The 16,053-nt window shown below is 44.4% G+C and carries 11 protein-coding genes; 5 read left to right on the forward strand and 6 right to left on the reverse strand.

Annotated elements, in window-relative coordinates; translation table 11 throughout:
- Positions 1-17 precede the first annotated feature (17 nt).
- Positions 18-629 (reverse strand): YdeI/OmpD-associated family protein, encoded by a 612-nt coding sequence (locus tag FSB76_RS19525; RefSeq protein ID WP_147056247.1) that lies wholly within the window; start codon positions 627-629, stop codon positions 18-20.
- Positions 630-740: 111 nt separating this feature from the next.
- Here FSB76_RS19525 and FSB76_RS19530 point away from each other — a divergent pair, with 111 nt between their 5' ends.
- Entirely contained in the window at positions 741-1,826 is a 1,086-nt protein-coding gene (locus FSB76_RS19530; protein WP_147056249.1) for an alpha/beta hydrolase-fold protein, read from the forward strand.
- 45 nt (positions 1,827-1,871) lie between these two features.
- On the opposite strand, the gene FSB76_RS19535 is transcribed toward FSB76_RS19530, so the two are convergent.
- Entirely contained in the window at positions 1,872-2,357 is a 486-nt protein-coding gene (locus tag FSB76_RS19535; protein ID WP_147056251.1) for an ABC transporter ATPase, read from the reverse strand.
- 45 nt (positions 2,358-2,402) lie between these two features.
- Between FSB76_RS19535 and FSB76_RS19540 the strand changes: the two genes are divergently transcribed.
- Positions 2,403-2,885, forward strand: coding sequence for a hypothetical protein (locus FSB76_RS19540; RefSeq protein ID WP_147056253.1), 483 nt, complete (start codon positions 2,403-2,405; stop codon positions 2,883-2,885).
- A gap of 203 nt (positions 2,886-3,088) precedes the next feature.
- Here the strand turns inward: FSB76_RS19540 and FSB76_RS19545 are convergent, their stop codons facing one another.
- The 4 genes from FSB76_RS19545 to FSB76_RS19560 form a co-directional block, all read right to left on the reverse strand.
- The gene (locus FSB76_RS19545) at positions 3,089-3,880 is read right to left on the reverse strand and encodes a (Fe-S)-binding protein (protein WP_147056255.1); all 792 of its coding nucleotides are present in this window, start codon (positions 3,878-3,880) and stop codon (positions 3,089-3,091) included.
- Positions 3,881-3,889: 9 nt separating this feature from the next.
- Entirely contained in the window at positions 3,890-4,336 is a 447-nt protein-coding gene (locus FSB76_RS19550) for a DUF2750 domain-containing protein (protein ID WP_147056257.1), read from the reverse strand.
- A 24-nt stretch (positions 4,337-4,360) separates the two neighbouring features.
- Complete coding sequence (locus FSB76_RS19555) at positions 4,361-5,662, reverse strand: (Fe-S)-binding protein (RefSeq protein WP_147056291.1); 1,302 nt, start codon at positions 5,660-5,662, stop codon at positions 4,361-4,363.
- A 63-nt stretch (positions 5,663-5,725) separates the two neighbouring features.
- Positions 5,726-7,447 carry a M28 family peptidase gene (locus FSB76_RS19560; RefSeq protein ID WP_147056293.1) on the reverse strand — a complete coding sequence of 574 codons (1,722 nt, stop codon included), beginning with the start codon at positions 7,445-7,447 and terminating at the stop codon, positions 5,726-5,728.
- Positions 7,448-8,002: 555 nt separating this feature from the next.
- On the opposite strand from FSB76_RS19560, the gene FSB76_RS19565 reads away from it, so the two are divergent.
- The 3 genes from FSB76_RS19565 to FSB76_RS19575 all read left to right on the forward strand — a co-directional run bounded on the left by FSB76_RS19565 (position 8,003) and on the right by FSB76_RS19575 (position 15,758).
- The gene (locus FSB76_RS19565) at positions 8,003-8,860 is read left to right on the forward strand and encodes a universal stress protein (protein ID WP_147056295.1); all 858 of its coding nucleotides are present in this window, start codon (positions 8,003-8,005) and stop codon (positions 8,858-8,860) included.
- Positions 8,861-8,899: 39 nt separating this feature from the next.
- Positions 8,900-11,407, forward strand: coding sequence for a cation-translocating P-type ATPase (locus FSB76_RS19570; RefSeq protein WP_147056297.1), 2,508 nt, complete (start codon positions 8,900-8,902; stop codon positions 11,405-11,407).
- 190 nt (positions 11,408-11,597) lie between these two features.
- Entirely contained in the window at positions 11,598-15,758 is a 4,161-nt protein-coding gene (locus FSB76_RS19575; protein WP_147056299.1) for a hybrid sensor histidine kinase/response regulator, read from the forward strand.
- The last annotated feature ends 295 nt before the right edge of the window (positions 15,759-16,053 follow it).

Genomic DNA, 16,053 nt, shown 5'->3' on the forward strand with positions numbered 1-16,053 from the left:
GTTAGGGGGCTTCGCTGTTATTTATACTTCCAATGTCTTGATTTGCCCTCGGCAATCCACTCAGCAGCGGTTTCCATTCGTTTCTGGCGGGTAGCATCGCTTTTGGCATCAACTATCCATTCCACATATTCCTTTTTATGCGAGTAGCTGGATTTATCGAAGTTAAAACTCGCGTTAGGGTAAGTTTTCAAAAACTCCGTGAAATATTCAGGGATAACCAATTCGGTTTTTGGAGCCGACGCCTTTTTTACAGCCTCAGGTGTTTTCTTGCCACTTTCGTTCAAGGCTATTGCCTGCCGTATAAAATCCTGTAGAATCTCTTTAGATGGCAAGTCTTCTATTTTAGTTATCCTGCCAAAGCTGCCGGCAGATCCATCGCCGATGCTTAATGCACTATGAGGATCAATCAATAACGTTGCCTTCCAGAAACCGAATGAACAGTGCTCTTTAAAAGCAGCCATCTGGCATACCGGGCCCTTGTAATCAAAAAAAGGGAAGCCCCATTTTACGGTCTCCACCAATAAAGGGGATGTTTCATGTACAATTTCCCTGATGTATTCCAATATTGGTTTGGCAAAATCGGCGGCTTTTTCAATAAAAGCATCAACCCGGCTATCGTATTGTTCCATAAAATAAATTTAGTAACAAATTGTTAAATCGCAACCGACCTGCAACGTTTAAGGGATATTTTGCATCTTAGCTAAAGCAGGTAATTTCGTCACACAAAATCATGTAAGGTTATGACTATAAGAGCATTCAAGTTATTTACAGGAATCTTCATGCTGGCTTTTGCAGTGAGTACCGGTTACTGCCAGGTAAAAACCGCCTCGCCCAGCCCCTTTACTGATAAAGATATGGTTTCATGGGATTACAGCTCAAAAACCATTGGCGAAGACTATACCATTTATGTACATTTTCCGCCGGGATATGATACCACAAAAATTAAATATCCGGTATTATACATGACTGATGGCGACTGGAACATGACGGTTGCCATGAACTGCTTTAACATGCTGAGGCAGGATTATAAAACTACCGAAGCCCTGATTGTTGGCATAGGCTATGGTAGCCGCCCCAACAAACGTAACCGCGACCTTAACCCCGAAACCGGCGGACCAAAATTCATATCGTTTATTGAACAGGAAGTAATACCTTTTATACAAGGCAAATACAGGGTTAATGATAATAAGGCTTTATATGGCTACTCATTCGGGGGCATGTTTACCACCATGGTATTGTTTAACCATCCTGGTTTGTTTAATATGGTATTTATAGGTGCACCCGGTAATACCGGCAGGGAGCTGCTACCATCTGCGCAAAAATATTTTGCAAACCATACTGATCTTAATTGCCGGGTGTTTTTAGGCGTGGGATCATACGAGCAGGAAAATGCGAAGAACATTGAGCAGTTTACCGCTTACATGAAAAAACAAAACTGTAAAAACCTGGATATTGATTTTGCAATTACTCCGGGTGCAAATCATGGTGCTGCCCTGGCACAGGTAATGCAAAATGCCATAGCGTTTGCATATTGCCAAAAACATAAAGCAATCATACTAACTGCAAAAGAGCTTGAACCGTACAGCGGCAATTACAAGGTAGCCGGCGACGAAAAAGATACGTTTAAAGTGTATTTGTCAGGAGGTAAACTATACTTTAAACAAAACGACCAGTTGCCCCAGGAATTTGCACCTTACGCCAAAGATTCTTTTTTTATGTACGAAGATGAAAAAGCCGACATCAACTTTAAAACAGAAGGCGGCAAAAAATATTTAGTATTTAACTTTCCAGGTGAAAAGCCGGTAAGGTTGGATAGGGTTAATTAATACCGTTTTCAGTATAAAACAAACTCAAGGGTGAGGTAGCAATTATCAACCATTAACCAAATCCCTGAACAACTGAATATGCCAGCTGTTTTTAAACGGCACTTCCCATTTGGTTTCCAGTTCGGTAAGGTTTTGTACCATATTGTTGTATACAATGGTTTCGGTATTTATTTTGCCCTGTTTCAGCATGTTCTCAAAAGCATGGCGAGGGAGGGATAAAATTTCTTCACCATCGCGGTAGGCCAGGTTAAACCTATCAAACAGGTTGATGTTGAAATGCTGCCCGATGTTCTGCATGAAGTGTACCGATTTATCAATAGAGCAGCCGCTGGCGCCTGCCTGGCTTTCGTCAACAATCAGTATCAAAAAACGGTTGTAACGCACTTCGCCTTTAGCCTTTAACTGGTTATTGTGGGCCGTCCATCCGGTGGTGAATTTATCCAGTTCCTGCTGGATTTGTTGCACCACTTCGTCGGTTAATTTTTTGTCGGCCTGGTAGATCCAAACTCTTGAGTGTTGAGAAAATTCCATTTGCAAAAATATCAATTTATTAACTTAGGGTAACATTTTGTTGTCATGAAAACATCAATCTCGTCGTTAATAAAAAAAGCAGCGGCAATTATAGCGTTTTTGGCCTCCAGTTGCTTTATTTACGGTTTTAATCGGGGTATGGGCGACCAGGAATGGCTTGCCTGGAGCAATAAATGCCTTACAGAGTCATTTAATCCACCGCCGGATATTACGCTGAAAAAGTGGGAATTAATACTTACAAACGATTGTTTTTTGCGTTTAAGGAAAACTTATCAACACGACAGACAAGAGTATTTTTCGTTTAATTTACACCGCCTCAACAACGTGGAATACATGGGCAGCGATACTACCGGAACCCTTAAGCTAAGTACCCTAACCGACGACATTATAGTACAAACTTACGAAGACCCAAAAGGCGACCTTGACTCGATGGCTACCGCTATTGAACTGCCCGTAAAACACATGAGCCCGGTAAGGCTGGACAGTTTGAAAATAGCGCTAAATTATTTTAAAGCGAAGAGCTTATAAGCTTTGAGTGTCCGAAAGTTTTTTTAATTCCCTCCCTTGGGAGGGGTGCGGTTGGAAATGAGCGTAAAGGCGGGGAGGGGTTTATACGAGCGATGAGTTGCAAAGCGGCTTGTCTGCCGGGTTAAACCCCTACCTCCTCCTTCCCCAAGGAAGGAATCGCACAATCCCCCGCTCCTTTGTAATGTTTCGAACATTCAGGTTATTTATAGCCCATTTGCCCTTACCGTTATCTCGGCAATATCCAACACTTGGATCTCATCCTGTTTATCCTGTAGCTTAACACCATCGGTAAGCATGGTCATACAAAAGGGGCAGCCGGCAGCTACAATATTTGCTTTGGCTTCAATTACATCCTGCATGCGTTCAAGGTTGATATCTTTTGTGCCTTTTTCGGGTTCTTTAAACATTTGCGCACCGCCTGCGCCACAGCATAAGCCATTACTTTTACAGCGTTTCATTTCAACCAGTTCGGCGTCCAGTATCTCCAGCGCGGCCCGCGGAGCTTCATAAACGTTATTTGCCCGGCCTAAGTAACAGGGGTCATGAAAAGTGATCTTTTTACCTTTAAAGCTTTCGCCTCCCTCGGCTTTCAGCTTACCTTCATCAATTAATTGTTGTATCAGCTGGCTATGGTGTATTACATCATAATTACCACCCAAACCCGGATATTCATTCCTGATGGTGTTAAAACAGTGCGGGCAGCCGGTTACTATTTTTTTAATATTATAGCCATTAAGCACCTCAATATTGGTCATGGCCTGCATCTGGAACAAAAATTCGTTACCGGCCCGTTTGGCAGGGTCGCCGGTACAGCTTTCTTCTGTACCCAAAACGGCATAACTGATGCCTACATGATGCAGTATTTTACATATATCGCGGGTTATTTTTTGCGCCCGCTCGTCAAAACTACCTGCGCAGCCAACCCAGAACAATATTTCGGGTTCAATGCCGTCGGCGGCCATTTGGGCCATGGTGGGTATTTTGAAGTTTGTCATAAATCCGGATTATAAGTCGTCGGGCAACTCGTTTATATTGGCAATAAAGTCATCTACGCCGCTGTAGTTTTTAAATACAATTGCTGTGTTGTTAGTACTTAACTGGTTAAGGATATCAAGTGCTACATTTAAGGCAGGGCTTTCTTTTCCAAACATTTTGGCGTCCCAGTTAATACCGGCCAGCACGTCGTTTTCGTCCATTTCCACACACCAGCTTTCTAAAAATTCGGCTATCAGAATTTCAACCGGCAGGTAGCCTTTCCAGTCATCACGTGCACAAGCTTTGGCAAGGGCTCTGTCCGACCAAAATGGAATTACGCTAACTTCCTCATCGTCATTTGAGTGCGAATTGGCCCATCCTGTTTTACTTTTCAACCCCCATACCGATCTGGCTGCGGCTGCCCGTTCAATAAATGTATTATATTTCAGTTCGATGATTGCGATATCCTGCAGCATATTTGTATTTACTAAAGCCTGTAATTAATCGTTGTTTGCCCAGTTTAGCCTATCGGCCTGGCTGTACTTCCAGGGGGCCCCGTTATTTTCTACATTGCTAAACATATTGTTCAGGCTTGCCGGGGCTTGTGATTCTTCCATCATTACATAGCGGCGCATCTCGACAATTATTTCCAGCGGATTGATATTTACCGGGCAGGCCTCGGCACAGGCATTGCAGGTGGTACAGGCCCAAAGCTCTTCGCGGGTGATGTAATTATCCAGCAACGATTTACCATCGTTATGATCCTTGCCATGTTTATCCAGGTTGTTACCCACTTCGGTAAGCCTGTCGCGGGTATCCATCATAATTTTACGTGGCGATAATAGTTTGCCGGTAATATTTGCCGGGCACACCGATGTACACCTGCCACATTCGGTGCAGGTATAGGCCTCCATCAGGTTTTTCCAGGTAAGGTCGGTTACATCTTTTACGCCGAACCTTGCAGGCTCGCCTGTATTTTCCGGAACGAAGGACGGATCGAGCATAGCCTTAACCTCGTTGGTAACCGATGCCATATTGGTAAACTTTCCTTTAGGGTTCAGGTTTGAATAATACACATTGGGAAAAGCCAGCAGGATATGAAAATGCTTGGAGTAAGGCAGGTAATTTAAAAACGCAAGGATACCTATAATATGAAACCACCAGCAGCCTCTTTCCAGCATTGCCAATGAAGCTGTGCTATCGGGCAATATCGGTGCTATAAGCGAGCTTACCGGGAAACTGCCGGCTTTTATATAATGTTCAAAATGCAATAGCTGTAGTTTATAATCGGCCGCGTTCATGGTTAAAAACGCGGTCATCAGCAATATTTCTATACAAAGGATATAGTTAGCATCTGATTTTGGCCATTTGGTCATCTCCGTGCCCGAGAAGCGCTTCAAGTGCACAATGTTACGCCGGCTCAGGAAAACAATACAGGCCACAAGTACCAAAACCGCCAGTACCTCAAAACCGCCTATCAGCAGGTTATACAAGCCACCCAGCGGGGCCGAAAAAATACGGTGCGAACCAAAAATGCCGTCAATCATAATCTCCAGCACTTCCAGGTTAATGATAACAAAGCCTACATAGATAACAAAATGCATTATGGCGGCTACCGGGCGCTTAACCATTTTGGTTTGGCCAAGCGCTACTTTGGCCATAATTTTCCATCGCGTAGCCGACTCATCGCTGCGGTCAACATCCTTACCCAATAATATATTGCGCCTTATTTTACCCGCGTTTTTGGCAAACAGGTAAATGGCGGCCCCTAAAATGATGATAAATATAGCCTGTGCAATCATTATGCGTGCATAGTATTTTTATTCAAAGTTAGCTGAATTGTTGAAACGGCAAAATGTTACTTGTTATTTAAGATCGGCATCAATTTTTAAATTTAAATCCATCACTGCCTGCTTTGCGTGTGCTATCCTGGTATTTATTGGCGCGGTGCTGCCATCAACGTTAATATCTGTCATTTTGCCCAAAGCATCGGTATACCATTTTGCCCATACATCAATTTTATGTCTTTCGGCATCGGCCGGCAATCCGTCTTTAATGGACTGCGCGCTTAATGCATATTCATCTTTTAGCCTGTCGGTCGCGTTTTTTTGCAGCTCGTCAATTAATGTAAATGTAGTAGGCTCATCTGCCGCGGTTAGTGTATAGGCTGTCGCTAACGCGCTTACGCCAACATTTTTCATTTCCTGTGCCGAAACCATATTTAACCTGTCGGCATCGGTGTGGTAAAATACATCGGTAAAATGCCACATCAATAAACCGGGAATTTTGGACTGCAAAAATGGAGTGTGATCGCTACCGCCTTCAAAAGGGTTGCTTTTTACTACCCAGCCATTATCGCGGCCCTGCTGCATACAGCGGTTAAGTGTTAAATCATTAAAATAATGCGGAAACAAGTCCGATTCCTGCAAAGCCCGGCCACCCCATTCCGTATGTTTATCCTTACCGCGGGTCCAGATAGCCGATGGGTCGGGCATTTTTTCAATCAGGAAACTGCCGCCTGTTTTGCTTACATCTTCGCCCACCATATCCAGGCTTAATCCCCATTTAATGCCTTTGGCCCTCAGGGTATCTTCAGTAATATACCTGCCGGTTGATACAATTTCATCGCCCCACAAAAACGTGATGGTGCGTTTAGGACTGAATTTTTTCTGGTTGATGACTGTTGCGGTCACCCTTGCCATTTCGGCAAGTGTGCCTACCCCGGTAGCGTTGTCATTGGCGCCCGGCTCCTGTACGTGCGCGCTAAATACAAAACGTTCGTCGGGTTTGGCTGTACCGCGGGCATTAGCCACTATGGTAAGCTCCTTTGATGGATATATTTTTGATTCCACCTCAACGTGAACTTTAACGGGTCCTTTTTGTAAAGCAGCTTTAAGCCTTTCTTTAGCAGCATACGAAAGGAGGATCCCAAATTTCTGACTCAAGGAATCCTGGTACCTGATGCCGCCAAACTGGATAGAATTTACATTTTTTTCGGGCTGTGTGTAGGCCGGCATGCTATAACCCATTGCGCCAAGCGCACCGTTTTTAACAGCCGACGCATAAAATCTGCCCACATTAGTTTCCGCAAAAACAATTTTGCCTTTTAAATCTTTGCCGTCAAGGTTTTTCAGGCCGGCTTCATCAACAAAAAGCACCTCTGCGTTAACACCTCCCGGCGGCGTACTTGCCGAATAGATAGCCAGCATATTGCGGTTGGTAGCAAATGTAAGCAGTGGCTTTGCGTCGCCTTCTATGGTTACAATAGCGTTAACCGGTTCCCAGGTGGGGCGGTGCATTTCGCGGGTTTCAATTCGGTAGGTTAGCGGACCATCGGCCTCGCCTTTTACCTCTTTTTTATATCCGGCCTGCTGCAGTGTTTTTTCAACTTCGAAAATGCTTTCGTTAAAGCCCGAATTACCGGGTATCCTCCAGCGTTTTTCAACAAATGCTACCGTTTTATAAGCATTGGCTTCAATAAATGTATTTCGCAGAAGTGGGTAATAATTATCAATTGTACTTGAACTTTGGGCGTTTGCCATCCCGGCAGATAGCGCAAACAATGTTATTAATAACGGTTTAATCATAAGGGCAAGTTAGCGATTGGCGGGTATAAAGCAAAATAGGTCACACCTCAGAGGTAGCAATGTTTTTGTAGAGACGCATCACATGCGTCTCCCGCAATAGAATCTGCCTGAGATGTTGGTTCACACAAATATTGGCTTTGAACGCTGGTCACGACTCACCCCGGCTACGCTGCGCTGGCCGACCCTCTCTTCGGCTGCGCCGCAAAGAGGGTGAAGCTCATTTTGTTTTTTCTTTTCGCCCCTCTATGCGACGCAGTCGAAGAGAGGGGCAGACGGGCGCAGCCTCGTCGGGGTGAGTCGACTCGCCGACATGCGATGTACACTATTTCCCCTTCAGAGTTCCCGGATTTACAACCCGCAACCCGCTAAGAAACTAAGCGATTTGGCTATTTTTTGTGATTTTGCCTTTGCGCAAAAAAAAAGCATCCTCCCAATAAATCTCATCCCAGGTCTTTTCACCGCGTTGATAAAGTGATGAAAATCAGGTTTGTTAATGACCTGCGTTACCAGTTGACCTTTTATTAGTGGTTATTTTTACCGAATAATTCAGGCGATATGAATACCATCCTCGTACTTACCGATTTCTCTGAAAATGCAAACCACGCAGCCAAAGCAGCCCCGCTGCTTGCCGCGAAATTGCACAGCGATATAATTATTTTTAATTCCTACTATGACCATCCGGTAATACCCGTTTATGCAGGTGGCCCTTTAGCTCTTGATCAGCTTGTTTTTCGGAAGGAAGATAGTATCTCCGCCCTTCATAAGCTGGCCAGGCAATTAGGCCATTTACACAATGGACAGGTTAATGAAGAATTTAAGCCACAAATCCACACGCAAAGTGGCGAAGGCTCACTGGGAAATAACCTTGCGGCAGTTATCAACGAAAAAAAAGTATCGTTTATCGTAATGGGGGGCAGTTTAAACAGCCCGGTTAACCATCTTTTTTTTGGTAGCGATACCATGGATGTGGTTGACCATGCAACATGCCCTGTTATAATTATTCCTCCAAAGGTTACTTTGGAAAAGCTGAAGAAGATCACTTTGGCAACCGCATTTGAACCTTTTGATAGTTTTGCCATTACCTACCTGGCCAATCTGAGTAAGCAGCTGGGTTTTGAGCTGGAAATTGTACATATATCGGTGTTTGAAAAGTATGAGGATCCTGATAAGGAAAAAGCTTTGCTAAGGCATATCAAAAAGCTTGAGGATTCGGGCGTCGTTTATAAACAGATACGCGGGAAAGATGTAATTGACAGGCTGAACCACCTTTGTAAAGAGAACGGATCGGATATGCTGGCGCTGGTTCATTATGAGCATGGCTTGCTTTCAAGTATTTTTAAAAAATCTACCACCGAAAAGGCGCTTGGCCGTCATCATATCCCACTAATGGTTATTCCTGCGGACATTCAATAATGTGCTTTGTTTGACTAATTGCCGATTCAAAAGCCCCAAATGACATTAAATAACCTGGATATAAAAGGACTAAGCAGTAAAGAGGTTACAGAGGCCAGGCAGCGTTATGGCGCCAACAGCCTTACCTATAAAAAAGAAAACGGTTTTATTGACGCCCTGAAAAGTATTGTAAAAGAGCCAATGGTTATTTTACTATTGGTTACTGCGGCTATTTATTTTATCAGCGGGAAAAATGGCGACGGCTTTTTCCTGGCATCGGCCGTTATTTTGGTATCGGGGATTTCGCTATACCAGGATTCGCGGAGCAGGAATGCCCTTGATAAACTTAAAGATTACTCGCAGCCAACCTGTAAAGTGATAAGAGACGGTGTTATAGTGGAAATAAAAAGCGGCGACCTGGTTATTGGCGATTGTTTGATTGTTGAAGAAGGTACGTCTGTATCGGCCGATGGCGTAATTATCCAATCAAATGATTTTTCGGTAAATGAAAGCATCCTTACCGGCGAATCGCTGCCTGTTTACAAGGATAAATCAACAACCGATAATACAATTCTGCGGGGTACTACGGTAGCCGGCGGCCTGGCGATAGCCAGGGTAACTGCTATTGGCAATAAAACCCGGCTGGGCGCCATAGGCAAAAGCCTGGAAGCAATTACCGAAGAAAAGACCCCGCTTGAACTGCAGATTAACAATTTTGTAAAAAAAATGGTGGTTGCCGGCGCCATTGTTTTTATTATAGTATGGGCTATTAACTATACACATTCCCGCAACCTTACCGATAGCCTGATCAAAGCGCTTACGCTGGCTATGAGTATTTTGCCCGAGGAGATACCTGTTGCCTTCACCTCGTTTATGGCCTTGGGCGCCTGGCGGCTGATGAAAATGGGCATCGTAGTAAAGCAAATGAAAACGGTTGAAACCCTGGGCAGCGCATCTGTGATATGTACCGATAAAACAGGTACCATTACCGAAAATAAAATGAGCCTGGCTAAGGTTTTTGCGCTCGAATCGGGCAAGATTACTGATGCTGGTGGCACATACGATGAACCTGAACGGAAACTTATCAGGGTGGCAATGTGGGCCAGCGAACCTATTCCTTTTGACCCTATGGAAATTGCCTTACATGAGGCTTATGCAAAAACGGCTGTAACCGATGAGCGGCCCCGATATAAAATGGTTCATGAATATCCGCTGGGTGGTAAGCCGCCCATGATGACCCACTTGTTTGAAAACGAGAATAATGAACGGATTATAGCAGCCAAAGGCGCGCCCGAGGCGATAATGAAAGTAGCCGACCTGGATGAAATCCAAATACAGCAGTTACAAACTACTATTAATGCGCTTGCATCTGAAGGTTATCGTATTCTGGCTGTGGCAGAGGCCCACTTTGCCGGGAACAATTTTCCCGCTACGCAACAGGAGTTTGAATTTGGGTTTAAAGGTTTGGTGGCTTTTTATGATCCTCCTAAAAAAAATATAAAAGCGGTACTTGAAACGTTTTATAAAGCAGGTATAACGGTAAAGATTGTAACAGGAGATAATGCCGCTACCACCGCAGCCATTGCCCGGCAAATTGATTTTAAAGGTGCCGATAAATGCATCAGTGGCGACGAGCTGATGGAACTGGATAGCAATCAGCTTGGGCATAGTGTTCAAAAGCTAAACATTTTTACCCGCATGTACCCGGATACAAAACTCAGGATAATTAACGCCTTAAAATCACAGCAGGAGATAGTTGCCATGACCGGCGATGGCGTAAATGACGGCCCTGCACTTAAAGCCGCGCACATTGGAATAGCCATGGGTAAAAAGGGAACTGAAATTGCCAGGCAGGCCGCGTCGCTCATATTGCTGGAAGATGATTTATCAAAAATGACAGATGCGGTAGCCATGGGCCGCAGGATTTACACCAACCTTAAAAAGGCGATACAGTATATCATCTCCATCCACATACCCATCATACTAACGGTGTTTATCCCGCTTGCGCTCGACTGGATATATCCCAACATATTTTCGCCGGTGCATATTATTTTTTTGGAGTTGATTATGGGCCCTACCTGTTCAATCATCTATGAAAACGAACCCATGGAAAAAAACACCATGCTGCAAAAGCCCCGGCCATTTACTACTACTTTTTTTAACTGGAAGGAGTTGGCCACCAGCGTTGTGCAGGGACTAATGATAACCGCCGGAACTTTAGCTACCTACCAGTGGGCAGTAAAAGTCGGGTTAAATGAGCCGCAAACCCGCACCATGGTTTTTACCTGCCTTATAGCAGCCAATGTATTGCTCACGCTGGTAAACCGCTCTTTTTACTATTCAGTTTTTACAACTTTAAAGTATAAAAATAATTTGGTATTGCTCATAATTGGTATTACCATAATAGTTACAGGTTTATTGCTTTATGTAAAACCTTTATCCGTTTTCTTTGGATTTGCATCATTGAGTTTATTTCAATTAGCATTTGCTTTTGGTAGTGGATTTATATCTGTTGCCTGGTATGAAATTGTTAAGTGGAGAAAGCGGAGGACAAAACAATTAAGTTAAGATTTTCATCCAGGGCGAATAATGCAGAATAAAGAATTTATTAGCATTTTAAAATAAAAGTGCCAAAATTTCGCCCTGTTTTTAAAAAAACGCGTCCGGCGCTATAGAAACGAAACTTGTGCAGTTAAAATACGTAAACTACTTATAGCGCTGCCATAAACCACAGCGCACAGACCTAATTATACAATTCGTGTTTAAAGCCAGCCAGATCATTCATTTATGGATTAGTGTTTTTTTATTTGCGGGCATGCCGCTGGCTTGTTTTTCGCAGAACCAAAGCCTCAAGTTTGAGCACATCGGGACCAGGGATGGGCTATCGCAGATTGATGTAAGCAGTATTATTCAGGATAGCCGCGGGTTTATGTGGATTGGCACAGGCAATGGCCTTAACCGGTACGATGGGTATAAATTCATCAACTACAGGTTCGATCTGGCTAACGTCAGTTCGTTAAGCAACAACGTTATCAGCGACCTGGCAGAAGATAAATCCGGAAATATTTGGATAGCCACCAAAGGTGGATTGAATAAGTTTGACAGGGCTTCCGGCCGCTTTATCAGGTACCTGCATAACGACCGCGACCCCGCAAGTTTGGCTGTAGATGTGGTGAACCGGCTAAGCTTTGATAGCGCGGGCAATTTGTGGATAGCTACCCAAAACGGGGGGCTTGATTACCTTGATGTACGCTCAAACAAATTCAGGCATTACACACATTCCGGCGTGGATAGCAATAGCTTGAGCAATAATACCGTATACACCGTTTTTACCGACTCGCACCAAAACCTGTGGGTGGGAACGGCCGGCGGATTAAACCTTTACCGGCCGGCAGGTAATAACTTTTCGAGGTTTAAATATGCGGATACTGATGCAGGCGCGTCAGGTGATCATATCTTCTGCATCTATGAAGATAGGGCCGGCAACCTTTACCTGGGCACCATATCCGAAGGGGTTTTTGTATTTAACCCTGCAAAACATACCTTCAGGCACGTAAAAAATAAAGATAGCCTGGGTAATACCACCTCGGTAAACACAGTCAATAGCCTGGGCCAGGATGATAATGGCAATATTTGGATTGGGGCCGAGCATGGCGGGCTCAGTTTGCTGGATGCTTCAGGTAATCTTTTTAACTACCAACATGATGATATTGACAATAACAGTATCAAAGGTATCACCATTAATGCCATCTATAAAGATAAAACCGGCAATATGTGGTTGGGTGCTTTTGGCGGTGGAATAAACCTTTATAAAAAGGCAACTTCCAGCTTCGCACTTTACCAGCACAATTCTTCACCAAAAAGCCTCTCGAGCAATTTTGTGCTTGACTTGTTCGAGGATCGGGATAAAAATATCTGGGTAGGTACCGATGGCGGCGGGCTCAACCTGTTTAACCGGTCAACCGGGTCATTCAGGCATTATAAACAACCACCCGCCGGCAAAAACGGCATTGCCGGCAATTATGTGTTAACTACCACTCAACACCCCGATGGAAACCTATGGATTGGCACCTGGGGCGATGGGTTCAGCATATTTAATCCTAAAACTGGCATATTCAAAAATTATAAAGTAAACCCCGCTAAGCCGGATGGGCCAGGTGGAAACAACATTTATTCCATACTGCATACCAAAGATCAAAACACCTGGCTGGGAACATTTAATGACGGGTTGGACTTTTATGATCATAAAACCGGCAAGTTTAAACATTTCAGGTATGATGCGCATAACCCGCAAAGCATCAGCAGCAACCGGATTTACGATTTGTGCGAAGACCGCAATGGCAACTTGTGGATTGGCACAAATGATAATGGGCTTGATATGTTAGATAGTAAAACGGGTGTTTTTACCCATTTTAGGCACCAGGATGGGCGCAATAGCCTGAGTAGTAATACGGTTACGGATATTTTTTTAGATAGCAAAGGTAAATTATGGCTTTGTACCATTAGCGGCCTCAACTTATTTGACCCGGTTACTAAGCATTTTACAGTTTTCACTAAAAAAGATGGCCTGGCCAGCGATATTATTTATGCGATAAAAGAGGATGGTGCCGGCAATTTTTGGGCCAGTACCAATAATGGCATATCTATGTACAACCCGGTTACGCGGATGTTTAAAAATTACACTACCGAAGATGGTTTACAGGGAGATGATTTTAAACCGCACTCGGCGTTAAAGACAAGCGATGGAGAGATTTTTTTTGGGGGTATTAATGGCTTTAACGCTTTTTACCCGGCGCGGATAGTCGGGCCGGCACCATTTTCGCCGGTGGTTATCACTTCGTTTCTTATTTTTAACAAACCGATAAGCACCGTATTACGTGCGGATGATGCAAACGCGCTGAAGCAGGACATAGCCGATACCAGGAGCATTACCCTATCCTACAGGCAATCGGATATCTCGATGGAATATGCCGCCCTCGACTTTGCCTCTGCCGACAGGAAAAAATACGCCTTTATCCTGCAGAATTATGATAGCCAGTGGAGTGAAGTAGGGAGCAGGAATACTGCCTCTTACACCAACCTGCCCGCCGGCGAATACTACTTTAAAATAAAGTACCAGAATAGTGCCGGGCAATGGTCGCCGGTGACAACTGCCCTTAAAATTACCATTGTACCACCATTTTGGTTAACATGGTGGTTTAAGTTGCTGGCAGTTATCGTTTTAGCATCGGCTATATACGGGCTTTTCAGGTACCGCGTCAGGTCTATCAAACTACGGCAGCTGGTGTTGGAGCGGCAGGTACAGGAACGTACCGAGCTGCTGGCCAAAATGACAATTGATGAGCATAAAGCACGCATGGAGGCCGAGCGGGCCAACGCGGCCAAAAGCCTTTTTATGGCTACCATGAGCCACGAAATACGCACGCCGATGAACGGCGTAGTGGGCATGGCCATGCTTTTATCGGGCACACAGCTTACCCCCGAGCAGGAAGAGTATACCGAAACCATTAAAAATTGCGGCGATGCGCTGTTATCCGTGATTAACGATATCCTTGATTTTTCGAAAATAGAATCGGGAAAAATGGAGCTTGATGAAAACGATTTCGATCTGCGGAACTGCATTGAGGGTACCCTGGATGTGTTTGCAGGCGGTGCCTTTAAACCCAACCTGGAGCTGCTTTACCAGATTGCACCCGATGTTCCGGCTGTTGTTTTTGGCGATGAGCTGCGCCTGAGGCAGGTGCTGCTTAACCTGGTGAGCAATGCCGTTAAGTTTACCGTACGGGGCGAGATTGTTATTAATGTGAGTATGATACCCGGTTACAACCAGGATTTTGCTTTATCGTTTAGCGTGCGCGATACCGGGATAGGGATTCCGGCCGAAAAACTGGACAAGCTTTTTCAGGCTTTTTCGCAGGTCGACTCGGGTACAACGCGCAAATACGGTGGGAGCGGCCTTGGCCTTACCATCAGCAAACGGCTGATTGAACTGATGGGCGGCGATATTAAAGTTGAAAGCGAATTTGGCAAAGGCACCACCTTTTGTTTCCATATTAAATCGGCAAAAGGAAATGAAAGTAGCATTGCCGAACATTTGGAAAGCCACACCGGCTTGCAAGAAAAACATATATTGATTGTTGATGATAATGAAGCAGGCCGCGGGGTATTGCAGGCGCAACTTGCACAATGGGAATTTGATGCAACGGCGGTAGCATCGGCGAGCGAAGCCCTGGAAATATTGGCTGTGAATGATAAAACTGACCTGGTATTGGCTGATTTTAATATGCCCGAAATGGATGGCTTCCAGATGACAAGGCGTATACGGGCCGGGTATCCCGCGATGCGTGTAATTTTGCTTGGGCCTGCAAGTCACGAGCAGTACAAAAAAGAACCGGGCCTTTTTAACGCTGTGGTAGCTAAGCCTGTTAAGTATCATGTGCTTTATAACGCTATTATTAACCAGTTAAAAAAGGTTGATGTAGCCCACGAACCACATGTGCGTGGAAATCTGTTCACTGTAGCGTTTGCCAGACAATACCCGATAGATATCCTGATAGCAGAAGATAACCTGATTAATCAAAAACTGGCCGTACGCATACTTACAAAAATGGGTTATGCGCCTGATGTGGCACCAAATGGACTGGCAGTTTTGGAGTCGCTTGCCCACAAAAACTATGGGCTGATTTTTATGGACGTTCAGATGCCCGAAATGGATGGGCTGGAGGCCACCAAACTAATCAGGCTGGAAAATGCACATCAGCCTGTTATTGTGGCGATGACGGCCAATGCAATGCCCGAAGACCGTGGGGCATGCCTTGCTGCCGGCATGGACGATTACCTGAGTAAACCTATAAAAGTGGATGAGATACTATCGGTGATAGAAAAATGGTGGAAAAAAACGAAGGATCATCAGGGTTAAGTTGAGCGAGTGAAAAAATAACTTATCCTTACGATGAAAGTGTTTACGCCGCCCTTGGTTAAACGCATCTACTTGTGTTGGGGAGGTGGGTATAAGCATCAAACGCTAACTTATTTTTATTGGCTGATCGTGGTTAAATGATCCAGATAGTAAAGGGATTTGTATTGGCCAACAACAGGCACAAATATTGGATTCGCTAAATCGGCTGCCATTTTAATGTTAACCATGATAAAATATAAAATACTGATTATCAAATATTTATAAATATTTATCTGAAATATGTTAAGTTATGTTA

The sequence above is a fragment of the Mucilaginibacter ginsenosidivorax genome, assembly GCF_007971525.1.
Taxonomy (GTDB): domain Bacteria; phylum Bacteroidota; class Bacteroidia; order Sphingobacteriales; family Sphingobacteriaceae; genus Mucilaginibacter; species Mucilaginibacter ginsenosidivorax.

Bases quoted from the DNA above. Each gene is read 5' to 3' on its own strand.
- FSB76_RS19530 (WP_147056249.1), top strand. From the start codon at position 741: ATGACTATAAGAGCATTCAAGTTATTTACAGGAATCTTCATGCTGGCT.
- FSB76_RS19540 (WP_147056253.1), top strand. From the start codon at position 2,403: ATGAAAACATCAATCTCGTCGTTAATAAAAAAAGCAGCGGCAATTATA.
- FSB76_RS19550 (WP_147056257.1), bottom strand. From the start codon at position 4,336: ATGCTGCAGGATATCGCAATCATCGAACTGAAATATAATACATTTATT.
- FSB76_RS19545 (WP_147056255.1), bottom strand. From the start codon at position 3,880: ATGACAAACTTCAAAATACCCACCATGGCCCAAATGGCCGCCGACGGC.
- FSB76_RS19565 (WP_147056295.1), top strand. From the start codon at position 8,003: ATGAATACCATCCTCGTACTTACCGATTTCTCTGAAAATGCAAACCAC.
- FSB76_RS19535 (WP_147056251.1), bottom strand. From the start codon at position 2,357: ATGGAATTTTCTCAACACTCAAGAGTTTGGATCTACCAGGCCGACAAA.
- FSB76_RS19525 (WP_147056247.1), bottom strand. From the start codon at position 629: ATGGAACAATACGATAGCCGGGTTGATGCTTTTATTGAAAAAGCCGCC.
- FSB76_RS19560 (WP_147056293.1), bottom strand. From the start codon at position 7,447: ATGATTAAACCGTTATTAATAACATTGTTTGCGCTATCTGCCGGGATG.
- FSB76_RS19555 (WP_147056291.1), bottom strand. From the start codon at position 5,662: ATGATTGCACAGGCTATATTTATCATCATTTTAGGGGCCGCCATTTAC.
- FSB76_RS19570 (WP_147056297.1), top strand. From the start codon at position 8,900: ATGACATTAAATAACCTGGATATAAAAGGACTAAGCAGTAAAGAGGTT.